The sequence below is a fragment of the Stappia sediminis genome, from assembly GCF_009826895.1.
Classification (GTDB): Bacteria; Pseudomonadota; Alphaproteobacteria; order Rhizobiales; family Stappiaceae; genus Hongsoonwoonella; species Hongsoonwoonella sediminis.
Window position 1 is genome coordinate 311,997 of sequence record NZ_WUMV01000002.1, and the last position, 18,570, is coordinate 330,566.

Here is an 18,570-nt window from a genome sequence, read left to right on the forward strand (position 1 = left end):
CGATTCACTTAATTCAACCTGAAGGAAGGAAAGTCGTTGAAGCTTTTGCGATTCGGGCCGAAGGGCCAGGAAAAACCCGGCATTCTGGACAATAGCGGCAATGTGCGGGATCTATCCGGGAAGGTGGTCGATTTTGCCGGCAAGGGCGTGTCCCTCGAGGCGCTTGATGCCCTTCGGCAGATCGATGTCGGTGGCCTTCCGCTCGTCGATCAGCCCGGGCGGATCGGAAGCTGTCTCGCGGACGTTCCGAATTTCTTCTGTATCGGGCTCAACTATGCAAAGCATGCGGCCGAAACGGGAGCGGAGCCTCCCAAGGAACCTATCGTCTTTTCCAAGGCGACATCGGCTTTGTCCGGTCCGTTCGATCCGGTCGTGATCCCGCGAAGATCGGTAAAGGCCGACTGGGAGGTCGAGCTTGGCGTCGTGATCGGGCGCAAGGCGACATATGTCAGTGAAGCGGAAGCGCTCGGCTACGTCGCCGGTTATTGCACCATCAACGACGTATCGGAGCGCGAGTTCCAGATCGAAAAAGGCGGGCAGTGGATCAAGGGCAAGTCGGCTCCCACTTTCGGGCCCATAGGCCCGTATCTCGTCACGGCCGATGAAGTTCCGGATCCGCAGAATCTCAAGGTCCGGCTCACTCTCAATGGCGATGTGATGCAGGATTCCGATACCTCGGACATGATCTTCACCGTGGCCGAGATCGTCTCCTACATGTCTAACTTCATGATGCTCCGCCCCGGCGATATCATTGCCACCGGCACGCCGTCGGGCGTGGGAATGGGCCTGAAGCCCCAGCGGTACCTCAAGCCTGGCGATGTGATGGAAATCGAGGTTGCCGGCCTCGGCAGGCAACGACAGGAAGTCATTGCTGCCGATTGAGGCGCTTATGAATGCGAAAACACTCCCGTCAGTCAGTTGACGGGAGTGATCAGTTCGTCGCCGGCGAAGAAGGCGGCCAGGTTGTCGCGTTGCAGCTTGCCCATTGCCTTGCGTGTTTCGATTGTGCCGGAACCCTGGTGAGGCTGCAGCACGACGTTATCGAGTTTCAGGAATCTGGGATCGATATTCGGCTCATTGTTGAAAACGTCGAGCCCTGCCCCACGGATGGTGCCATTTTCCAGCGCCTCGAGCAGCGCGGGCTCGTCGATGGTGGAACCGCGCGAAATGTTGATCAGCAGCCCGTCCGGCCCCAGCGCCTCGATCACTTCTTTCGAAACGTAGCCGGCTGTTTCCTTTCCGCCGACCAGCGCGATGAAAAGATAGTCGACATCGCGTGCCATTGAGACGGGATCGGCGTGATATGTCCAGGAAGGCGGGGTGTCCTTGGGTTTTCGCGAGTGATAGTGAATCGCCATTTTGAAGGCCGCCAGCCGGTCGGCGATCTCGCGTCCGATTCTGCCAAGGCCGACGATGCCTGCGCGTCGGCCGCTAGCCTTTCTGTTCAGCGGCAATTCGCCCTTATTCGGCCACTCGCCTGAACGCACCCAGGTCGACCCTTCGATCAGCTTGCGCGACTGAGCCAGCAAAAGAGCCACGGCGAGATCCGCCACATCGTCGTTGAGCACATCCGGCGTGTTGCTCACCTTGATATTTCGCATGCTCGCAGTCGCGATATCGATCGCATCGAAGCCCACGCCATAATTCGCGATCAGGCCGAGCGCGGGCAGGCTCTCCATGTGCTTTTCGCCGAACGGAGTGTGTCCCTTGAACGCGATCGCGCGAACTTGCGCGCGCAATTCTGCTGGAAGGTCGAGTGCCGCGTCGGCGTTGGGCACCTCATGAAGGGCATATTCGGAAGACATCGCCTCCCGGTCCCACTCGAAATAACTGCCGATGGCGATCAACTGGTGGCCGGCCATGTGTTTCCCCTTTTTTCGATTTTTGCCGATGTGCGGATGACGGCATATTGTTTGTGGCGCGCGCCTGGCACGCCGATTAACGAATGTGCGCCACTTATTGTCGACCGAGATCCAGGGTGCAAGCGCAATACCTGCCTGGCATTATGTGGAATCGTGACGTGACCGGTTGAAATTCACGCCGCGTCCTTTCCATCTGAACTACCGTTTTCTCGACGACAATAGAATGCTTGTTTCCGTGGAGGCGATGCCGTCGAGCTGGCGAATTGTCGTCAGAAGCTTGTCGAAGGCTTCAAGCGTGTCCGTTTCGATTTCGGCTACCACGTCCCAACGCCCGTTTGTTGTGTGAAGCGTGCGGATTTCAAGAAATCCGTAAAGGCGCTTGATGATCGCCTCGGTCCGGTGACCTTCAACAGCAATCATCATGACCGCACGTATGCGATTGGCGCTGGCGTCCACTCCGAGATTGACGGTGAAACCCAGAATGACGCGGTTCTGCACGAGGCGGTCGATGCGCGATCGAACCGTGGCGCGGGACACCTCAAGTTCCGTGGCGAGACTTGCTATCGGCAATCTGGCATCATGCCTGAGCAACGCGACTAGTTTGCGGTCGATATCGTCCATCGATGTTCCAGAAAGTTCAAAGCCGTTTATCAGACTGGAAAAATCATATAAGCAAAACGCCGAATTTCCAACTTTTCGCCAACCTCCAGATCGGTCACTCTTCGTTTAAGACGTCGAATGAACGAAGGGCCGGACGAAAAAGGGCATCCAATGGCAAAACGTACGGACACTTTGATTGGTATCCTCGGTGTACCGCTCGAGGCCGGAACGGGGCGGCGTGGTGCAGCTATGGGCCCGGCGGCGCTTCGGGTGGCGGAACTGCCCGAACGCTTGCAGGCACTCGGCCTGAAGGTGGAGGATTTCGGCGATATCGTTCCCGATGGATTGGACACGGTTGACGGACTTCGCTTCGACGGGAAGGCGCATTTGCCGGCAACCGTGGCCACATGGGTGCGTCCGCTTGCCCGCAAGACGCGTGAGATAGCAGGAACAGGGCATACGCCGATCATCCTCGGCGGTGACCACAGCCTCTCCATGGGTTCCGTGATGGGTGTTGCGCGCCACTGGCAGGAGCAGGATCGTCCGCTTTTCGTGCTGTGGCTCGATGCGCACGCGGATTTCAATACGCCTTCGATATCACCTTCGGGAAACATGCACGGGATGTCGCTGGCATTGCTTGCGGGCGAGGAGGAGTTGAGGCCTGTTTTCGACGGCGAGCCGACGTCATTTGTAGCTCCCTCGCGCATGTGCGTTTTCGGGGCACGGTCAATCGACCCCGGCGAACGGGACCTCCTGAAGAAGCGTGGCGTGAATGTCGTCGACATGCGCATGATCGACGAGCATGGCGTTTCCGTCCTGATACGTTCGTTCCTTGATCAGGTCGTGGAGCAGGATGGCGTGCTTCACGTTTCGCTTGATGTCGATTTTCTGGATCCGTCAGTCGCCCCTGGCGTCGGCACGACGGTGCCAGGCGGTGCGACCTATCGCGAAGCGCATCTCGTCATGGAGATGCTCGAAGATTTCGACCGGGTCGTTTCGGTCGATGTGGTCGAACTGAACCCCTTCCTGGACGAGCGTGGCCGCAGCGCCACCGTGCTTGCCGAACTCGTGGCAAGTCTTTTCGGTCAGGACGTCATGGACCGGCCGACGCAGGCCTTCGCGTAATTTACCGGAGACAAGAGAATGAGCCGTCTTCCCGAAGACTTCATCGCCGCCGAACACAGGTTGGGCGCGCACAACTACAAGCCTCTCGACGTGATCCTGACCCGTGGTGAAGGCATCTGGCTCTGGGATGTGGAGGAAAACCGCTATCTCGATTGCCTGTCGGCCTATTCGGCGGTCAACCAGGGGCATTGCCACCCGAAGATCCTGAAAGCGATGGTCGACCAGGCTTCGAGGTTGACGCTGACTTCCCGCGCGTTCCGCAACGACCAGCTCGCCTATTTCTATGAGGAGATCGCGGCCCTTACAGGCTCGCACAAGGTGTTGCCGATGAATTCGGGTGCGGAAGCCGTTGAATCCGCCATCAAGGCCGTGCGCAAATGGGGCTATGAAGTCAAGGGCGTACCGCAGAACAAGGCCGAGATCATCGTCTGTTCGGACAACTTCCATGGCCGGACCATGGGCATTGTCGGCTTCTCGACCGATCCGGTCGCCCGGACCGGATTTGGTCCCTTTGCCCCCGGCTTCAAGGTCGTTCCCTTTGGTGATTTCGAGGCATTTGCGGAGGCCATCAACGAGAATACGGTCGCGTTTCTTGTCGAGCCGATCCAGGGCGAGGCGGGCGTGCTTATTCCGCCGGCGGGCTATTTCCGGCGCGTTCGGGAACTTTGCACCGAAAAGGACATCACGCTGATCCTTGACGAAATCCAGACCGGCCTTGGCCGTACGGGTAAGATCCTCGCGGAAGAGCATGAGGAGATCGAGGCGGATGTGACTCTCGTCGGCAAGGCGCTTTCGGGCGGCTTTTATCCTGTCTCGGCCGTCCTTTCGAACACGGAGGTGCTGGGCGTTCTGAATCCTGGCGAACACGGTTCGACCTTCGGCGGCAATCCGCTCGCCTGCGCGGTGGCTCGCGCCGCGCTCAAGGTACTGGTGGAAGAAGGTATGATTGAAAATGCGGAGGAACAGGGAGCCTACTTCATGAAAGGGCTTGAGGAAATCCGCTCCAACGCGGTTCGCGAGGTGCGGGGCAGGGGCTTGATGCTGGCAGTCGAACTACACCCGGAAGCGGGTGGTGCACGGCGTTATTGCGAGGCGCTCAAGAACCTCGGCATCCTTGCCAAGGATACGCATGAGGATACGATCCGCATCGCGCCACCTCTCGTCATCAAGCGTGACGAGGTGGATTGGGCGTTGGAACGCTTCGACAAGGTGCTTACCCGCGCAGCGGCTTGAATGATTGGCGCCTGCGCGTATGTTCCGGTTTCCAATGCAGGAGTTCGCGCCTTGACGCAAAGCCGCTATCCCCGTCCGACCGACAACGCTTTCCTGGCCGAATCCCTGAAGGGCGGCTCGCACGAACCGACATATGGTGGTGCGCTTTCCTTCATGCGCCGGAAGTTTTCGCGGGACTTGACGGATGTCGATCTCGCGGTCTGGGGGATACCGTTCGACGCCGCCGTTTCCAACCGGCCCGGCGCTCGCTTCGGGCCGCAAGGCGTGCGCAGAGCGTCCGCGATTTTCGATGGCGACCCTCAATATCCGTTCGGATTCGACCCGTGGGACGTGCTGGCTGCCGTCGACTACGGCGACTGCGTGTTCGACTATGGAGTGCATGCCGAGATCCCGGGCCATATCGAGGCGCAGGCACGCGAAATTATCGGCCGTGGCGTTCATCTCTTTTCGATTGGCGGCGATCATTTCGTCACCTGGCCGCTTCTGAAGGCTCATGCGGCGAAACATGGTCACCTGGCACTTGTTCAGTTCGATGCCCACCAGGACACCTGGGACGACGATGGCGGGCGGATCGACCATGGATCATTTGTCCTGCGTGCCGTTCGAGAAAGCATTATCGATCCTGCTCGATCGATCCAGATAGGGGTTCGAACCCATGCGCCGCAGGACTGTGGCATGGAGATCATCCACGGCCACGAATTCGATACATTAGGCATTTCGGGAATAATCGAACGAATCAGGACGCGCGTCGGCACCGGTCCTGCATATTTGACGTTCGATATCGATTGCCTCGACCCGGCATTCGCTCCGGGCACGGGAACGCCCGTTGCGGGCGGCCCGTCATCGCGCGAGGCGCTGTCGGTGCTCAGGGGGCTGGGCGATATCGATTTTGTAGGAGGCGATATCGTCGAAGTCGCGCCCGCCTACGATCATGCCGACATCACTTCGATTGCCGCCGCGACGGTGGCTCTCACTTACATCGGCCTGTTGGCAGAGAAGAGGCGGCGCGGCTAAGTAATTTAGCCCGCCCGCCTGTGTCGGTCGCCTGACCTCTCGTTGTCGTTTTCCGGCGAAAGTGTCCAGGAACTATAAAGCGGGTGAGCGTTGCGCATCAGGTCGTAGATCCGGACCATCACCGCAAGAAACGCAAGTTTTCCCGCGTATGTCACGGCAGCACCTGTGACCATCATTGGCATGGAGCCGGAAATTGCGCCCCAGATGCCGACGAAGAATCCGATGCCGGCAACGGCTGACAAGGCGAGTGCCTTTCGGTTTTCATCATGCGGCACGGGAATTGCGGTACGGTTGAGCCAGACGCGCTCGCCAAGCACGGCGCGGGCGTGCCAGCTTTCGAATGTTTTCGGCGCCGGGAAAAGGCGCGGGTTCAGCCAGAGCCAGACAATGACCGCCGCTGTGAAGCCGGCTGCGGTTAGCCAGCCATAGACCGTATGCGACCAGACAGCGAGATAAAGAAAGGGAAGTGAAGCAAAGCGCGTCCAGACGCTCCAGCCGCTGGCATGGCGTTTCCAGACGTCGGAATTCATGCCGAGCAGACGAATGCGCCCGACATCCATCGGGCGGATCTGATGACTGGAAAATCGCGATCGGTCGAGCCTGAGCATGACGGATGGCTGTTTTTGTACGGCCGGTACGGCACGTTCTTCAAGGTACTGAAAAGGATACTACCGGCGCTGCAAGGTCTCAATTAACGTTTGCGGCGCTGGTCATATCCGGCAAGAGAGTATGCCTTCAGACTTGCGTTTTCACGTAGCTTCCGGGTGCATCCTCGATGATCTTCATCCGCCTCGCGCCCGGCTTGCGGGCCTTTACCCGCGTGTCGTCGATCGAGCGTATCCACGCGTCCCAATGCGGCCACCATGAACCCGGGTGCTCTTCGGCCGATGCGATCCAGTCCTCCAGTTCGCCTTGCGGCTTTCCGTCGAGCCAGTATTGATACTTCTTTTTTTCAGGTGGATTGACCACACCGGCTATATGTCCGGATCCGGCAAGAACGTAGGTGACATCCCCCCCGAAATACTGTGAGCCGAGGTAGACGGACTTGGCCGGCGCGATATGGTCTTCGCGCGCCGCGAGATTGTAGATCGGGATCATCACCTTTCTAAGGTCGAGTGTCTCGCCGGCGATCTCCATCTCGCCTTTCGTCAGGCGGTTTTCCAGATAGCAATTGCGCAGGTAAAACGAGTGGTTGGCCGCCGGCATCCGGGTGGAGTCGGAGTTCCAGTAAAGCAGGTCGAAGGGGAAGGGTTCGCGGCCTTTCAGATAGTTGTTGACCACGTAAGGCCAGATCAAATCGTTTGAACGCAACAGGTTGAAGGCCGTCGACATTTTCGAGCCTTCCAGATAGCCCTTTTCCGACATTTCACGCTCAACCGCGGCAATCTGGTCTTCATCGACGAAGACCTTGAGATCGCCGGCATGTGTAAAGTCGACCTGCGTCGTGAAGAATGTGGCGCTTTTGATGCGCTCGTCGCCCATTGCGGCCATATAGGCAAGTGTTACGCCCAGCAGCGTGCCTCCGACGCAATAGCCGATCGCGTTTACCTCCTCTTCGCCGGTCGCGCGTTTGATCACGTCCAGCGTCTCCAAAATGCCCTCGCGCATATAATGTTCGAAGCTTTTTTGCGCTTGCCTGCGGTCAGGGTTGACCCAGGAAATCACGAAGACGGTATGCCCTTGCTCGACAGCCCATCTGATGAAGGATTTTTCGGGGTTGAGGTCGAGGATATAGAACTTGTTGATCCAGGGCGGCACGATCATGAGCGGGCGCTTCAGCACCTGATCGGTCGTCGGAGTGTACTGAATCACCTGACAGACGTCGTTTTGCGCGATTACCTTGCCCGGTGTCATCGCCAGGTTTGTGCCGACCTTGAATTTCGTCGGGTCGGACTGCCGGATCCTGAGTTCGCCCTTGCCGGCCTTTATGTCCTCGGCAAGCAGCTGCATTCCCTTGACGAGGTTTTCGCCGTTCGATTCCAGCGTCTCGCGCAAGAGCTCCGGGTTGGTGAGCACGAAATTCGAAGGCGAGAGCGCATTGGCGATCTGCTTGACGTAGAAATCCGCCTTGTGGCGCGTATGATCGTCCAGTTCCGCGGCATCGGCCACCATCTCCTCCGCCCATTGCGAAGTGATGAGATAAAGCTGCTTTACGAAATCGAAGAACTGGTTGTCGTTCCACTCCGGGTCCTGGAATCGTTTGTCGCGCGGATCGGGTTTCACGGAAGGCGTGGCTTCTTCGCCCATCATGCGCTTGAGAGATGAGTTCCAGAGGCTGATGTAATTGTTCCAAAGGCGCGTCTGGGCTTCCACTGCCCGATGCGGATCGGAGATCCAGTACTCGCCGACCTGGGAAAGTGTCTTCACGATGGCCGTCAGATCGTCTGTGGAAACCGGCCTGATGTCGCCCTTTTCGCGGGGTTCGACATAGGCCGCCATGGCTTTTCCGGCATTCTCGACGACTTTCGCCAGATTTTGGGCGAAGGCCTCCGGGTTCTTCACGATATATTGCAGTAGGGGATTCTGACGGTCTTCTGTCATCGGTCGGCGTTTCCCCGGAACTTCATTCGAGTTTCGTTTGTCTGTTTGAGTCATAATAACGCTTTATGAGCGGGGGCTGACAAGATGGTGAAAGGTCATAAACCGTTAATCACGTTGCGCAAGAACACTGCCCTTCGCGTCTCATCCGCGAAATTCACGTTGTATGACTTATCGTCATATTTTACGGGAGTGTGACCGACGCGTATCTACCGTTTCAAGGCGTTACGGTGTAAAGAGTTCACGGCAACAACAGTCTGGTATCGGGAGCCAGGGATATTGAGCGGTATTTTCAATCGGGCCTCGGCCGTGGTAGCGGCAGCTCTTGCGCTAGGCGCTTGCGCATTGAATCCGAATGAGACGTTGTTCGAAGCGCTGGAAGCGCCGGTGGCTCAGCCGGCTACCCACCAGTCATCTCCGCTGCCTGCGGCGACGCCCGATCCCGTGAGCGATCCGAATGTCTCCACTCCGCTTGTCCAAGAGAATTCACGCTCTGCCTCCCGTTCGGCTCCCGCCGTGACGAGCGGCGAAAACCTGCTATCCTACGAACAGCAGCAAGCGACACGCAGCTCTTTGGAAGCATTGGCAAGATCGCGCGCCGGCACCGGCACCGGCACCAGCGGAGCGACGTCGACGGCGGAGATTCTCAAGCGCCTGGGCGAGACGCATGGCGATGCCGCGATCACCGAAATCGAGGGCAGGCGGGCGCCCGCTCAATAAGATCAAAGCTGAAAATTGTGCCAGTGGGTCGATTTTGACATTTGATGCCCGTTTGCAGTTGGGCCTGCGACAGCAGAACGATAATGTTGAAAAAACCACTATAAATCCGGCTTTCCTGAGCGAAAGGCCGGTGCACTTTTGTCCGTACACTGGTAAACAGGCGTCGAAATATACGCCCGTGCCGTAATGCCGATATTCCTGCTTTAAGGAACCGGTAGCGGTGTGGCGCCGAATACCCGATGCAACGCTCGAGGCTCGCCATGGAAGACTTTTACAAGACCCGGCGTTTGCCGCCCTATGTCTTTGAACAGGTCAACCGGTTGAAAGCGAAGGCGCGTGCAAGCGGTGCCGACATCATCGACCTCGGCATGGGCAATCCCGATTTGCCGACACCAAGGCACATTGTCGAAAAGCTCGTCGAAACGGTTCAAAATCCTCGCACTCATCGTTACTCGGCGTCCAAGGGCATTCCGGGCCTGCGCAAGGCGCAAGCCGGATATTACGCCAGAAGATTTGGTGTGAAGCTCGACCCGGACACGCAAGTCGTCGCGACGTTGGGGTCGAAGGAGGGATTTGCCAACATGGCCCAGGCGATTACTGCGCCGGGCGATGTCGTGCTGGGCCCCAATCCGAGCTATCCGATCCACGCCTTCGGCTTCCTGATGGCGGGAGCGGCCCTTCGCGCCATTCCCGCCGAACCGGGCGAGGAATTGTTTCGCGCGCTCGAACGCGCCGTTGTCCATTCGGTTCCCAAGCCGATAGCCGTGATCCTCTGCTACCCCGCCAATCCGACCGCCTACGTTGCCGATCTCGACTTCTACAAGGAGGTTGTCGCATTCGCGAAGAAGCATGAAATTTTCGTGCTGTCCGATCTCGCGTATTCGGAGATCTATTTTGGCGACACGCCTCCGCCTTCGGTTCTTCAGGTGCCGGGAGCCATGGATATTGCCGTCGAGTTCACTTCTTTGTCGAAAACGTTTTCGATGCCGGGTTGGCGCATGGGCTTTGCGGTGGGCAACGAGCGCCTCATCGCCGCTCTTTCCCGCGTGAAGTCCTACCTCGACTATGGAGCCTTCACGCCGATCCAGGTTGCCGCAGCCGCGGCACTTAATGGGCCGGAAGATTGCATCGCCGAAACGCGGGAAATTTATCGCAGGCGGCGCGATGTTCTGGTCGACTCCTTCGCGCGAGCCGGGTGGGCGGTTCCAGCGCCGGAGGCGAGCATGTTCGCCTGGGCGCCGATCCCCGAGAAGTTCCGCTCCATGGGTAGCCTGGAGTTCTCGAAGCTTATGATCGAAAAAGCGGATGTGGCGGTCGCGCCCGGCATCGGTTTCGGTGAATATGGCGACGACTATGTGCGTATCGCACTTGTGGAGAACGAGCAGCGCATCCGGCAGGCGGCAAGAGGTGTGCGGCGTTTTCTTGAATCGGCGGACGAAACGTTGCACAACGTCGTCTCTCTGAACTCTTCCCGCTGATCCCTTTGAATTGGAATTGCTTGTCTCATGGCAAATGACTTGCGTTTGGGTGTCGCAGGCCTCGGTACGGTCGGCACATCCCTCGTGCGGATTATTCACAATAAGGCCCGGGCGCTGGAAAAGCGGTGCGGCAGACGGATTATCGTGACGGCCGTCAGCGCTCGCAACCGGGACAAGGATCGCGGGATCGATCTGTCTGAAGCGAATTGGTTCGATGACCCGGTGGCGCTCGCGGAAAGCGACGGGATCGATGTTTTCGTCGAGCTTATGGGCGGTGACAGCGGCGCGGCGGAAGATAGCGTCAGGGCGGCACTCAAAGCAAGCAAACATGTCGTGACGGCCAACAAGGCACTTTTGGCGAAGCACGGCGTGGAGCTTGCGCGAAGCGCCGAGGCAAATAACGTCAGCCTAAACTATGAAGCTGCGGTCGCTGGCGGTATTCCTATCGTAAAGACGATGCGCGAAAGCCTTGCCGGCAACGATGTCACGCGCGTTTATGGAATTTTGAACGGCACCTGCAATTACATACTAACCCGTATGGAGCGCGAAGGGCTTGCGTTTGCGGAGTGTCTGGCAGATGCACAGCGGCTCGGCTATGCGGAAGCAGACCCGACTTTCGATATCGAAGGTTTCGATGCCGCGCACAAGCTGGCGATCCTGACGAGCCTTGCATTCGGATGCGAAATCAGTGCGGATTCGATTTACGTCGAAGGCATCACATCCATCACCACCGCCGATATCGAGGCAGCCGACGAACTTGGCTACCGCATCAAGCTGCTTGGAGTGGCGCAACGCACGGATACCGGCATAGAGCAGCGCGTCCATCCGACGATGGTGCCGAAATCGTCGGCTATCGCGCGGATCGATGGGGTTTTGAACGCGGTCGCCGTTGATGGTGATGCCGTCGGCGAAGTGGTTCTTGCCGGGCCCGGTGCGGGCGGCAATGCAACGGCGTCTTCCGTTCTTGCCGATATTGCCGACATCGGCCGCGGGGACCGTGCGCCGACGCTAGGCAAGTCCGCTGATGAATTGGAACCCTATGTAAGGGCGCGGATGCGCAAGCACGAAGGTGGTTACTATATCCGCCTTTCGGTGTTCGACCGTCCGGGTGCGTTTGCGACGATCGCGCAGGAAATGGCTGCCCACAACATTTCGCTGGAATCGATCGTGCAGAGGCGGCGCGCGATCAAGAGCGATGCACCCGGCAATAGCCATCCAGGTGAGCCTGCTCCGGTCATACTGATAACCTACGAGACGACGGAAGAGGCGATCAAGGAAGCGCTGGGCGCGATTGACGCGCAAAACGTTATCGCCGACAAGCCGCAGATGATCCGTATCGAAAAACTGACTTGATGACAGCGTAGGCTGTATCCTGTCCGTTTCTGGGAGTTGCTGAATGTCTAAGACGCAGGCGCCGCAAGGCGAAGTACTGGACCGTATCCTGACGCTGGAGCTGGCGCGTGTTACGGAGCGTGCGGCCGTGTCCGCGGCGCGTCTGCGCGGGCGGGGCGATGAAAAGGCGGCCGACCAGGCCGCGGTCGATGCGATGCGCCGCGAACTGAACCGTCTGCCGATAGATGGAACGGTGGTGATTGGCGAGGGCGAGCGCGATGAGGCGCCGATGCTCTATATCGGTGAGGAAGTTGGTACCAAGCATGGGCCGAAGGTCGATATCGCGCTCGATCCTTTGGAAGGGACGACGATCTGTGCCAAGAACCTTCCCAATTCGATCGCCGTTATCGCCATGGCCCCGGCGGGCGGTCTTCTGAATGCGCCCGACAGCTACATGGAAAAAATCGCGATCGGACCCGGCTATCCGGAAGGCCTGGTCGACCTCGATGCGCCGATTGCCGAAAATCTCAACGCGCTTGCCAAGGAAAAGGGCGTTGAGGTCGGCGATATAACGGCTTGCGTGCTTGACCGCCCGCGCCATGCTCGTCTTGTCGAGGAAATCCGGGCGGCCGGCGCTTCCATTCGCCTGATCGGCGATGGTGATGTTGCCGGTGTCATTCACACGACGGACTCCGACGAAACCGGAATCGATATCTATGTCGGCATTGGCGGAGCGCCGGAAGGGGTACTCGCTGCTGCGGCGCTGCGCTGCATTGGCGGTCAGATGCAGGGCAGGCTTGTGATCACGCGCGATGAGCAAGTCGAACGCGCTCACCGCATGGGCATCACCGACATCAAGCGCAAATACGTGATGGAGGAAATGGCTAGCGGTGACGTGCTGTTCGCGGCGACAGGCGTGACCGATGGCAATTTCCTGCGCGGGGTCAAATTCGCGCGCCGCTTTATTTCCACCCACACGGTCGTAATGCGTTCAACGACGAGCACCCTTCGCTATATCGAGGCGCAGCATAGTCACTTCGACAAGTTTTTGCTGGACTGATCGCTAAAGCCCGGCAATAGCAGGGTAGATGATCGACGCCCGAAACCGAATTGAGTCGCATGTTGATTGATCGCGGCGAGAGCGAGCGCCGGCTCGTGCTGGGCGTCAGGAAGTCCGCGCTCGGCCGGACATGGCGCGAGCGGCTTAACGCCGAACAATCCGCGCAGGCGCTTGCGATCACCCAGCGCTACGATCTCCCGGATATAGTGGCGCGCATCCTTGCAGGCCGCGACGTTCCGGCTGATGCGGTCGAGCGTTTTCTGGATCCGACGATAAAGGACCTTCTCCCTGACCCTTCCACGCTGACGGATATGGATGGCGCCGCCGCAAGGGTCGCGGATGCTGTGTGCCGGAACGAGCGAATCGCGATTTTTGGCGATTATGACGTTGATGGTGCAACGTCATCGGCGCTTCTGTCACGCTACCTCGGCGCGCTCGGCGTCGGTTCTCGCATCTATATTCCCGACCGAATAATTGAAGGCTATGGCCCGAATGGGCCGGCAGTCGAGGCGCTGAAGGCGGAAGGGGTGGATCTCCTCGTCTGTGTGGACTGCGGCAGCACGTCTTTCGATGCGTTCGAGACGGCAGGTCGCGTGGGATTGCCTGTCGTTGTGATCGACCACCATCAGGTGGGTGAGACCCTGCCGCCGGTCGAAGCGCTGGTCAATCCGAACCGGCAGGACGACCTATCCGGACAAGGGCATTTGGCCGCGGTCGGGGTGACATTTCTGTTTCTCGTTGCACTGAACCGCGAACTGCGGCGGCGTGGATACTTCGTGAACGGGAGCCAGCCGGATCTGCTTGCCCTGCTTGATCTCGTTGCCGTCGGTACGGTGTGCGACGTGGTGCCGCTCCAGGGGCTTAACCGCGCTTTTGTCATGCGTGGGCTTCAGGTCCTCCATCGCCGGCTGAACCCCGGGTTTGCGGCACTTGGCGACACTGCCCGCGTGCAGGGCAAGCCGACGCCTTATCATCTCGGTTTTCTCATCGGCCCGCGCATAAATGCCGGTGGGCGCATTGGTGATGCCGCGCTCGGCGCCCGCCTGCTGACCACCGGGGATATCGACGAAGCCCGCGATATTGCCGCGACGCTTGAGCGTCTCAACCAGGAACGTCAGGCCGTTGAGGCCACAATGCTGGAGGAGGGGGAGGCACAGGCATTCGCGCGAATGGAAGCTGAAGATCCTGCGGTACTTTTGACAGGCTCTGCCGGTTGGCATCCGGGCGTCGTCGGGCTTGTCGCTTCCCGTCTGAAGGAGCGCCATCGCCGTCCGACCTTTGCAATCGCCTATGATGAAACGGGCAAGGGCATCGGGTCGGGGCGCTCCATTCCCGGGGTCGATCTCGGCCGGGCCGTGCGGGCTGCGGTCGAAGCGGGGATACTGGAGAAGGGGGGCGGGCATGCCATGGCGGCAGGTCTTACCGTTCGCAAGGAAAAAGAGGCAGAACTGTCGGCTTTCTTCGCCGAAGCGCTTGCCGGCGATGTCGCAGCGGCGACAACCGAGCATGAACTTGCCGTCGACGGTGCGGTGACGGCATCGGGCGCAACCATCGACCTGCTGCACAAGATAGAGAGCGCGGGCCCCTATGGCGCGGCGCACCCGGAACCGGTTCTCGCAATGCCGAGCCACCGGATTTCCTATGCCGATGTTGTCGGGAACGGTCACGTTCGCGTGACGATTGCTGCCGGCGCGGGCGATAGCCTCAAGGCGATTGCCTTCAAGGCCGCCGACACGCCGCTTGGCCAGTTGCTGCTTTCGAGAAGGGGGCAGCCGCTACATCTGGCCGGCTCGCTTTCCATCGACACCTGGCGTGGTGCGGAGCGCGTGCAGATGCGACTGATCGATGCCGCTGACCCGGCTCTTTCCCGTGCCTGACCTGACTTTATTCACAAGCTGTTAGCGTTAACCAGCGTGTAACACGAGGGCCGGTAGCTTGCCCGCGGATGGTATTGAGTACGGGGAAGGCAATGAATTCTCGCGCGCAATTGCGGCGCCTCATGTCTGATGTCGACGCAGCAGCGACACGGGCGGAAAGAAGCCTGAAGCGGGCCAGGCAGCGCTCGGCCGCGTTGACTTGTGATGAGCCGACAAGAGCGACCGCGTTGCGCACGTCGCTCCTGTTGGCGTGCCTCGCAATGGCGGCTAAGGTCCTTATTCAGCAGGACTAGACGAAGAGGGTTTGGCGATCCCATAAGATGCGTTTGTGCCAGGAATGACCATCGCCGGAGATCACCAATGTCTTCTGAAACCTTTCGTATTGCCCTTTGGTCGGTCAACCTCGGCGCGGAGGCGGGAGACCTTAAGGCATGGCTTAAAAGGGCTGAAAGCCGGGTCATTGAGGCAAAGGCGCAAGACGCTCGCCTGCTTCTCATGCCGGAATACGTGAGTGAAGGCTTTCTTGCCTGGAAACCGGCCGGACTTCCCGAGCGAGAGGAAATCGCATGGCTGGCAAGCCAGACCCCGGCCGCGATCGATGGGCTGAGAACCCTTGTGGACCGGCATGACATTTCCATCGTCGCCGGTTCGATGCCTTTTGCCAAAGATAACACTCACACGAACCGTACCCATGCGCTTCTCACCGATGGGCGGACGCTTACCTACGACAAGTTATGCCTGACGCCGGCCGAATTGGATCCGGTCAACATGAACATCGCTACCGGGAGCCGGCTGACCGTATTCGAAGTCGAAGGTGTGCGAATTGCTCTCCTGATCTGCCTTGATGTGGAAATGCCGGCGCTTTCCATGCTGCTCGCCCCGCTCAAACCGGATTTGATCCTCGTTCCTTCGATGACGCATCAGCTTTCGGGCTATCACCGCGTCTACGGCTGCGCGAAAGCGCGGGCGGTGGAACTTATGACCTCGGTCGCGGTATGCGGAACAGTTGGTGTGGCGAAAGGCGCGACGCTGCACGAGACCAATGTTTCGGGAGCCGCGCTCTACATCCCGTGCGAGCCGGAACTCGGCTTTGATGGTATCGCGGCCTCGCATCCGCCCGTTGACGGGATGGCGCGAGAAGAACCCTTTGTGATTGCCGATGCGCCTGTGGGGCTCGTGCGCCGGCTGCGCGAGGGTGGTGCGGAAGTTTGGCCCGGATCATGGACGGGCGAGCATGTCCGCGTGAATTTCGAGAAATAACTGCAGAAAATGCGCGGACGGTAAGCCGCCCGCGCCAGTGGGGCATTCAATTCGTCGCCTTGTCGGCATTCGGGAAGAAGAGCTGCTGGCCTTCGAGCTTGTAATCCGCGATCGCCTGCTGGCCCTCAGGTCCCGTCAGCCAGTCGATGAATGCGTTGCCTTCGTCGGCTTTGACCGCGGCGTGCTTTTCCGGATTCACGAGAATAACGCCATACTGGTTGAACAGCCTGTCGTCGCCTTCGGCCAGTATCGCAAGTTCACTCTTGTTCTTGAAGGAGATCCAGGTGGCGCGGTCGGTCAACGCGTAGGCGCCCATGCCGGCAGCCGTATTCAAGGTCGCACCCATTCCCGATCCGGTCTCGCGATACCAGTCGCCGGAAGCGTGAGCGACATCGACATCGGCGGCCTTCCAGAGCGAGAGCTCCTTCTTGTGTGTACCGGAATCGTCACCGCGCGATGCGAAGGGAGCGCCGGCTTCCGCGATCTTCTTCAGCGCTTCGGTGGCTTCGTCCATGCCCTTGATACCGGCGGGATCGCCCTTGGGGCCGACGATCACGAAGTCGTTGTACATGACGTCGCGGCGCTTCACGCCCCAGCCATCAGCTACGAATTTCTCCTCGGCAGACTTTGCGTGAACGAACAGGACGTCGCCGTCGCCGTTCGTCGCGTTCTTGATCGCCTGTCCGGTGCCGACGGCGACGACGCGCACATCGATGCCAGTCTTGTCCTTGAACTTCGGGAGGATGGCGTCGAGCAGACCGGAATTCGCCGTCGATGTGGTGGACTGAACGACGATGAACCTTTCTTCCGCGCTTGCGGGGGCGATGGTCCAGTGCAGCGCTGCGGCTGCGATGAAGGCAAGAGAAAACGCGGTTTTCCTCAGCATGTTTTGCTCCCATTGATTTAAATCAGGATTCTGCCGTCCAGATATGCCCTGGCCTCCTTGGAGGTCGGCGCATCGAAGAAGATGTCGGCGGGCGTGATCTCCGCCACTTCCCCGCGATGAAGGAAGACGAGCTGCTCCGCCAGGCGCCTGGCCTGAAGTATGTCGTGGGTCACGAGAATGATTTTGGTGCCTTGAACCTTCTCCTGTTTGATCGTGTCCTCGATCAGTTGAACGGACGCGGGGTCGAGGTTGGCGCAAGGCTCATCTAGGAAAAGTATTTTCGGTTTGAGCGCAAGTGCGCGCGCAAGGGCGAGGCGCTGTTGCTCGCCGCCGGACAGGAGCCGAGCGGGACGGTCGGCAAGGGCCTCCAGATGCAGTCTCTTGAGGATCGGTTGCAGTTCGCTTCGCGATTTGGCCAGCCCGCGCAATCCCATGACGAACCTGAGATTTGACAGAACGCTGCGGCGCAGGAGTACGGGCTTTTGAAACACCATCGCCTGTATTTTGCGGATCGAACGGTCGATTGGTTCGCCGTTCCACAGGATCGTGCCGTTCGACGGTGCGATAAGGCCATGAAGGAGGCGGAGCAGCACGCTTTTGCCTGCACCGTTCGGCCCCATCAGCACGGTCAGTTCATCACCGGGCAGATCGAATGAGATATTCTTGAGAATCTTATGTCCGTCGATGGCGAATGAGAGGTTTCGCACACTGAGCGTATGATGGCCGACGTTCGAAATCGCCCGACGGGGTACGGCTCTTGGCAAAACCTCGCGCAGGGCAGCCGCATCATGCATAGGCATTTCTCCGCGCTTTCGCATTGATGCCCTGTACGGCGGCATTTACGGCCATCGCAATGATCAGCAGGATAATTCCGAGCGCCAGCGCAAGCGCCAGGTCGCCCTTGGAGGTCTCAAGAGCAATCGCAGTCGTCATCACGCGGGTCACATGGTTGATGTTGCCGCCGACGATCATTACCGCGCCGACCTCTGCGATCGCCCGTCCGAAGCCGGCAAGCGCGACGGTCGCGAGCGCGAACCGCGCATCCCACAAAAGCGCAGCCATGGCGGTTGGAAAGGGAACCACGAGCGAGCGGAACTGTTCAGCGTATTCCTTGTTGAGGTCTTCTATCATCTGCCGGGAAAGAGCGACGACGATCGGCGTAACCAGGATCGTCTGGGCAATCACCATGGCGCCTGGTGTGTAGAGCAGTTTGAGAACGCCAAGCGGTCCGGCATTGGAAAGCATCATATAGGCGAGAAGGCCGACGACGACCGGTGGCAGGCCCATCATGGTATTGAAGGTTACGACGAGTGCGCCGCGCCCGGGAAAGCTTGAGACGGCAAGTGCCGCACCGATGGGCAGTCCGATCAGGCAGGAAATCAGCAGGGCAGCGAATGTGACGCGCAGCGACAGGCCGACAATCGCCAGCAGATCGGTGTCGAAGCCGACGATCAGCTCAAAGGCTAGTCCAAAGGCACTGCCGAAATCCTGCATATTTATGCTTTCTGCCCCAGGAGGTTTTTGTTTTTGTCTCAGAAAGGAAAATATGCAGTGAAATCGCGTTGGGTCAAATCATTCCGTCGAA

17 protein-coding genes are annotated in these 18,570 nt (G+C 59.2%); 10 read left to right on the top strand and 7 right to left on the bottom strand.

Annotated elements, in window-relative coordinates:
• The first annotated feature begins 36 nt into the window (after positions 1-36).
• On the top strand, positions 37-882 hold the full coding sequence (locus GR183_RS04975; protein WP_160774492.1) for a fumarylacetoacetate hydrolase family protein: 846 nt from the start codon (positions 37-39) through the stop codon (positions 880-882).
• 32 nt (positions 883-914) lie between these two features.
• Here the strand turns inward: GR183_RS04975 and GR183_RS04980 are convergent, their stop codons facing one another.
• Together GR183_RS04980 and GR183_RS04985 are read right to left on the bottom strand one after the other, a co-directional pair.
• On the bottom strand, positions 915-1,862 hold the full coding sequence (locus GR183_RS04980; protein ID WP_160774493.1) for a 2-hydroxyacid dehydrogenase: 948 nt from the start codon (positions 1,860-1,862) through the stop codon (positions 915-917).
• 198 nt (positions 1,863-2,060) lie between these two features.
• Positions 2,061-2,483: an Lrp/AsnC family transcriptional regulator gene (locus GR183_RS04985; RefSeq protein WP_160774494.1), complete on the bottom strand. Its 423-nt coding sequence runs from the start codon at positions 2,481-2,483 to the stop codon at positions 2,061-2,063.
• 150 nt (positions 2,484-2,633) lie between these two features.
• Between GR183_RS04985 and rocF the strand changes: the two genes are divergently transcribed.
• Genes rocF through speB form a run of 3 tightly spaced genes read left to right on the top strand, consistent with a single transcriptional unit; the run spans position 2,634 to position 5,834 of the window.
• Positions 2,634-3,587, top strand: a complete 954-nt coding sequence (rocF, locus tag GR183_RS04990) for an arginase (protein ID WP_160774495.1) — start codon at positions 2,634-2,636, stop codon at positions 3,585-3,587.
• Between the two features lie 18 nt (positions 3,588-3,605).
• Positions 3,606-4,820 carry an ornithine--oxo-acid transaminase gene (gene rocD / locus GR183_RS04995; RefSeq protein WP_160774496.1) on the top strand — a complete coding sequence of 405 codons (1,215 nt, stop codon included), beginning with the start codon at positions 3,606-3,608 and terminating at the stop codon, positions 4,818-4,820.
• A 51-nt stretch (positions 4,821-4,871) separates the two neighbouring features.
• Positions 4,872-5,834 carry an agmatinase gene (gene speB, locus GR183_RS05000; protein WP_244313618.1) on the top strand — a complete coding sequence of 321 codons (963 nt, stop codon included), beginning with the start codon at positions 4,872-4,874 and terminating at the stop codon, positions 5,832-5,834.
• Between the two features lie 5 nt (positions 5,835-5,839).
• Here the strand turns inward: speB and GR183_RS05005 are convergent, their stop codons facing one another.
• Positions 5,840-6,442, bottom strand: a complete 603-nt coding sequence (locus tag GR183_RS05005; RefSeq protein ID WP_202395844.1) for a DUF6653 family protein — start codon at positions 6,440-6,442, stop codon at positions 5,840-5,842.
• Positions 6,443-6,569: 127 nt separating this feature from the next.
• Positions 6,570-8,375, bottom strand: a complete 1,806-nt coding sequence (locus GR183_RS05010) for a PHA/PHB synthase family protein (RefSeq protein ID WP_160774498.1) — start codon at positions 8,373-8,375, stop codon at positions 6,570-6,572.
• Positions 8,376-8,651: 276 nt separating this feature from the next.
• Between GR183_RS05010 and GR183_RS05015 the strand changes: the two genes are divergently transcribed.
• The 6 genes from GR183_RS05015 (at position 8,652) to GR183_RS05040 (ending at position 16,099) form a co-directional block, all read left to right on the top strand.
• Positions 8,652-9,092 carry a hypothetical protein gene (locus GR183_RS05015; protein WP_160774499.1) on the top strand — a complete coding sequence of 147 codons (441 nt, stop codon included), beginning with the start codon at positions 8,652-8,654 and terminating at the stop codon, positions 9,090-9,092.
• A gap of 260 nt (positions 9,093-9,352) precedes the next feature.
• The gene (locus tag GR183_RS05020; RefSeq protein WP_160774500.1) at positions 9,353-10,570 is read left to right on the top strand and encodes an LL-diaminopimelate aminotransferase; all 1,218 of its coding nucleotides are present in this window, start codon (positions 9,353-9,355) and stop codon (positions 10,568-10,570) included.
• Between the two features lie 27 nt (positions 10,571-10,597).
• Positions 10,598-11,923: a homoserine dehydrogenase gene (locus tag GR183_RS05025; RefSeq protein WP_160774501.1), complete on the top strand. Its 1,326-nt coding sequence runs from the start codon at positions 10,598-10,600 to the stop codon at positions 11,921-11,923.
• Between the two features lie 43 nt (positions 11,924-11,966).
• Complete coding sequence (glpX, locus tag GR183_RS05030) at positions 11,967-12,962, top strand: class II fructose-bisphosphatase (RefSeq protein ID WP_160774502.1); 996 nt, start codon at positions 11,967-11,969, stop codon at positions 12,960-12,962.
• A gap of 59 nt (positions 12,963-13,021) precedes the next feature.
• A complete protein-coding gene (gene recJ, locus GR183_RS05035; RefSeq protein WP_160774503.1) occupies positions 13,022-14,839 on the top strand; it encodes a single-stranded-DNA-specific exonuclease RecJ in 1,818 nt (605 codons plus the stop codon).
• 360 nt (positions 14,840-15,199) lie between these two features.
• Complete coding sequence (locus GR183_RS05040) at positions 15,200-16,099, top strand: nitrilase-related carbon-nitrogen hydrolase (protein ID WP_160774504.1); 900 nt, start codon at positions 15,200-15,202, stop codon at positions 16,097-16,099.
• 46 nt (positions 16,100-16,145) lie between these two features.
• Here GR183_RS05040 and GR183_RS05045 read toward each other — a convergent pair whose 3' ends face one another.
• From GR183_RS05045 to GR183_RS05055, 3 genes are read right to left on the bottom strand one after another with little or no spacing between them, the layout of a single operon-like run.
• The gene (locus tag GR183_RS05045; protein WP_160774505.1) at positions 16,146-16,985 is read right to left on the bottom strand and encodes an ABC transporter substrate-binding protein; all 840 of its coding nucleotides are present in this window, start codon (positions 16,983-16,985) and stop codon (positions 16,146-16,148) included.
• 17 nt (positions 16,986-17,002) lie between these two features.
• A complete protein-coding gene (locus tag GR183_RS05050; RefSeq protein ID WP_160774506.1) occupies positions 17,003-17,779 on the bottom strand; it encodes an ATP-binding cassette domain-containing protein in 777 nt (258 codons plus the stop codon).
• Complete coding sequence (locus tag GR183_RS05055; protein ID WP_160774507.1) at positions 17,772-18,479, bottom strand: ABC transporter permease; 708 nt, start codon at positions 18,477-18,479, stop codon at positions 17,772-17,774. Before GR183_RS05055 ends, GR183_RS05050 begins: the two co-directional genes overlap by 8 nt.
• Positions 18,480-18,570 lie beyond the last annotated feature (91 nt).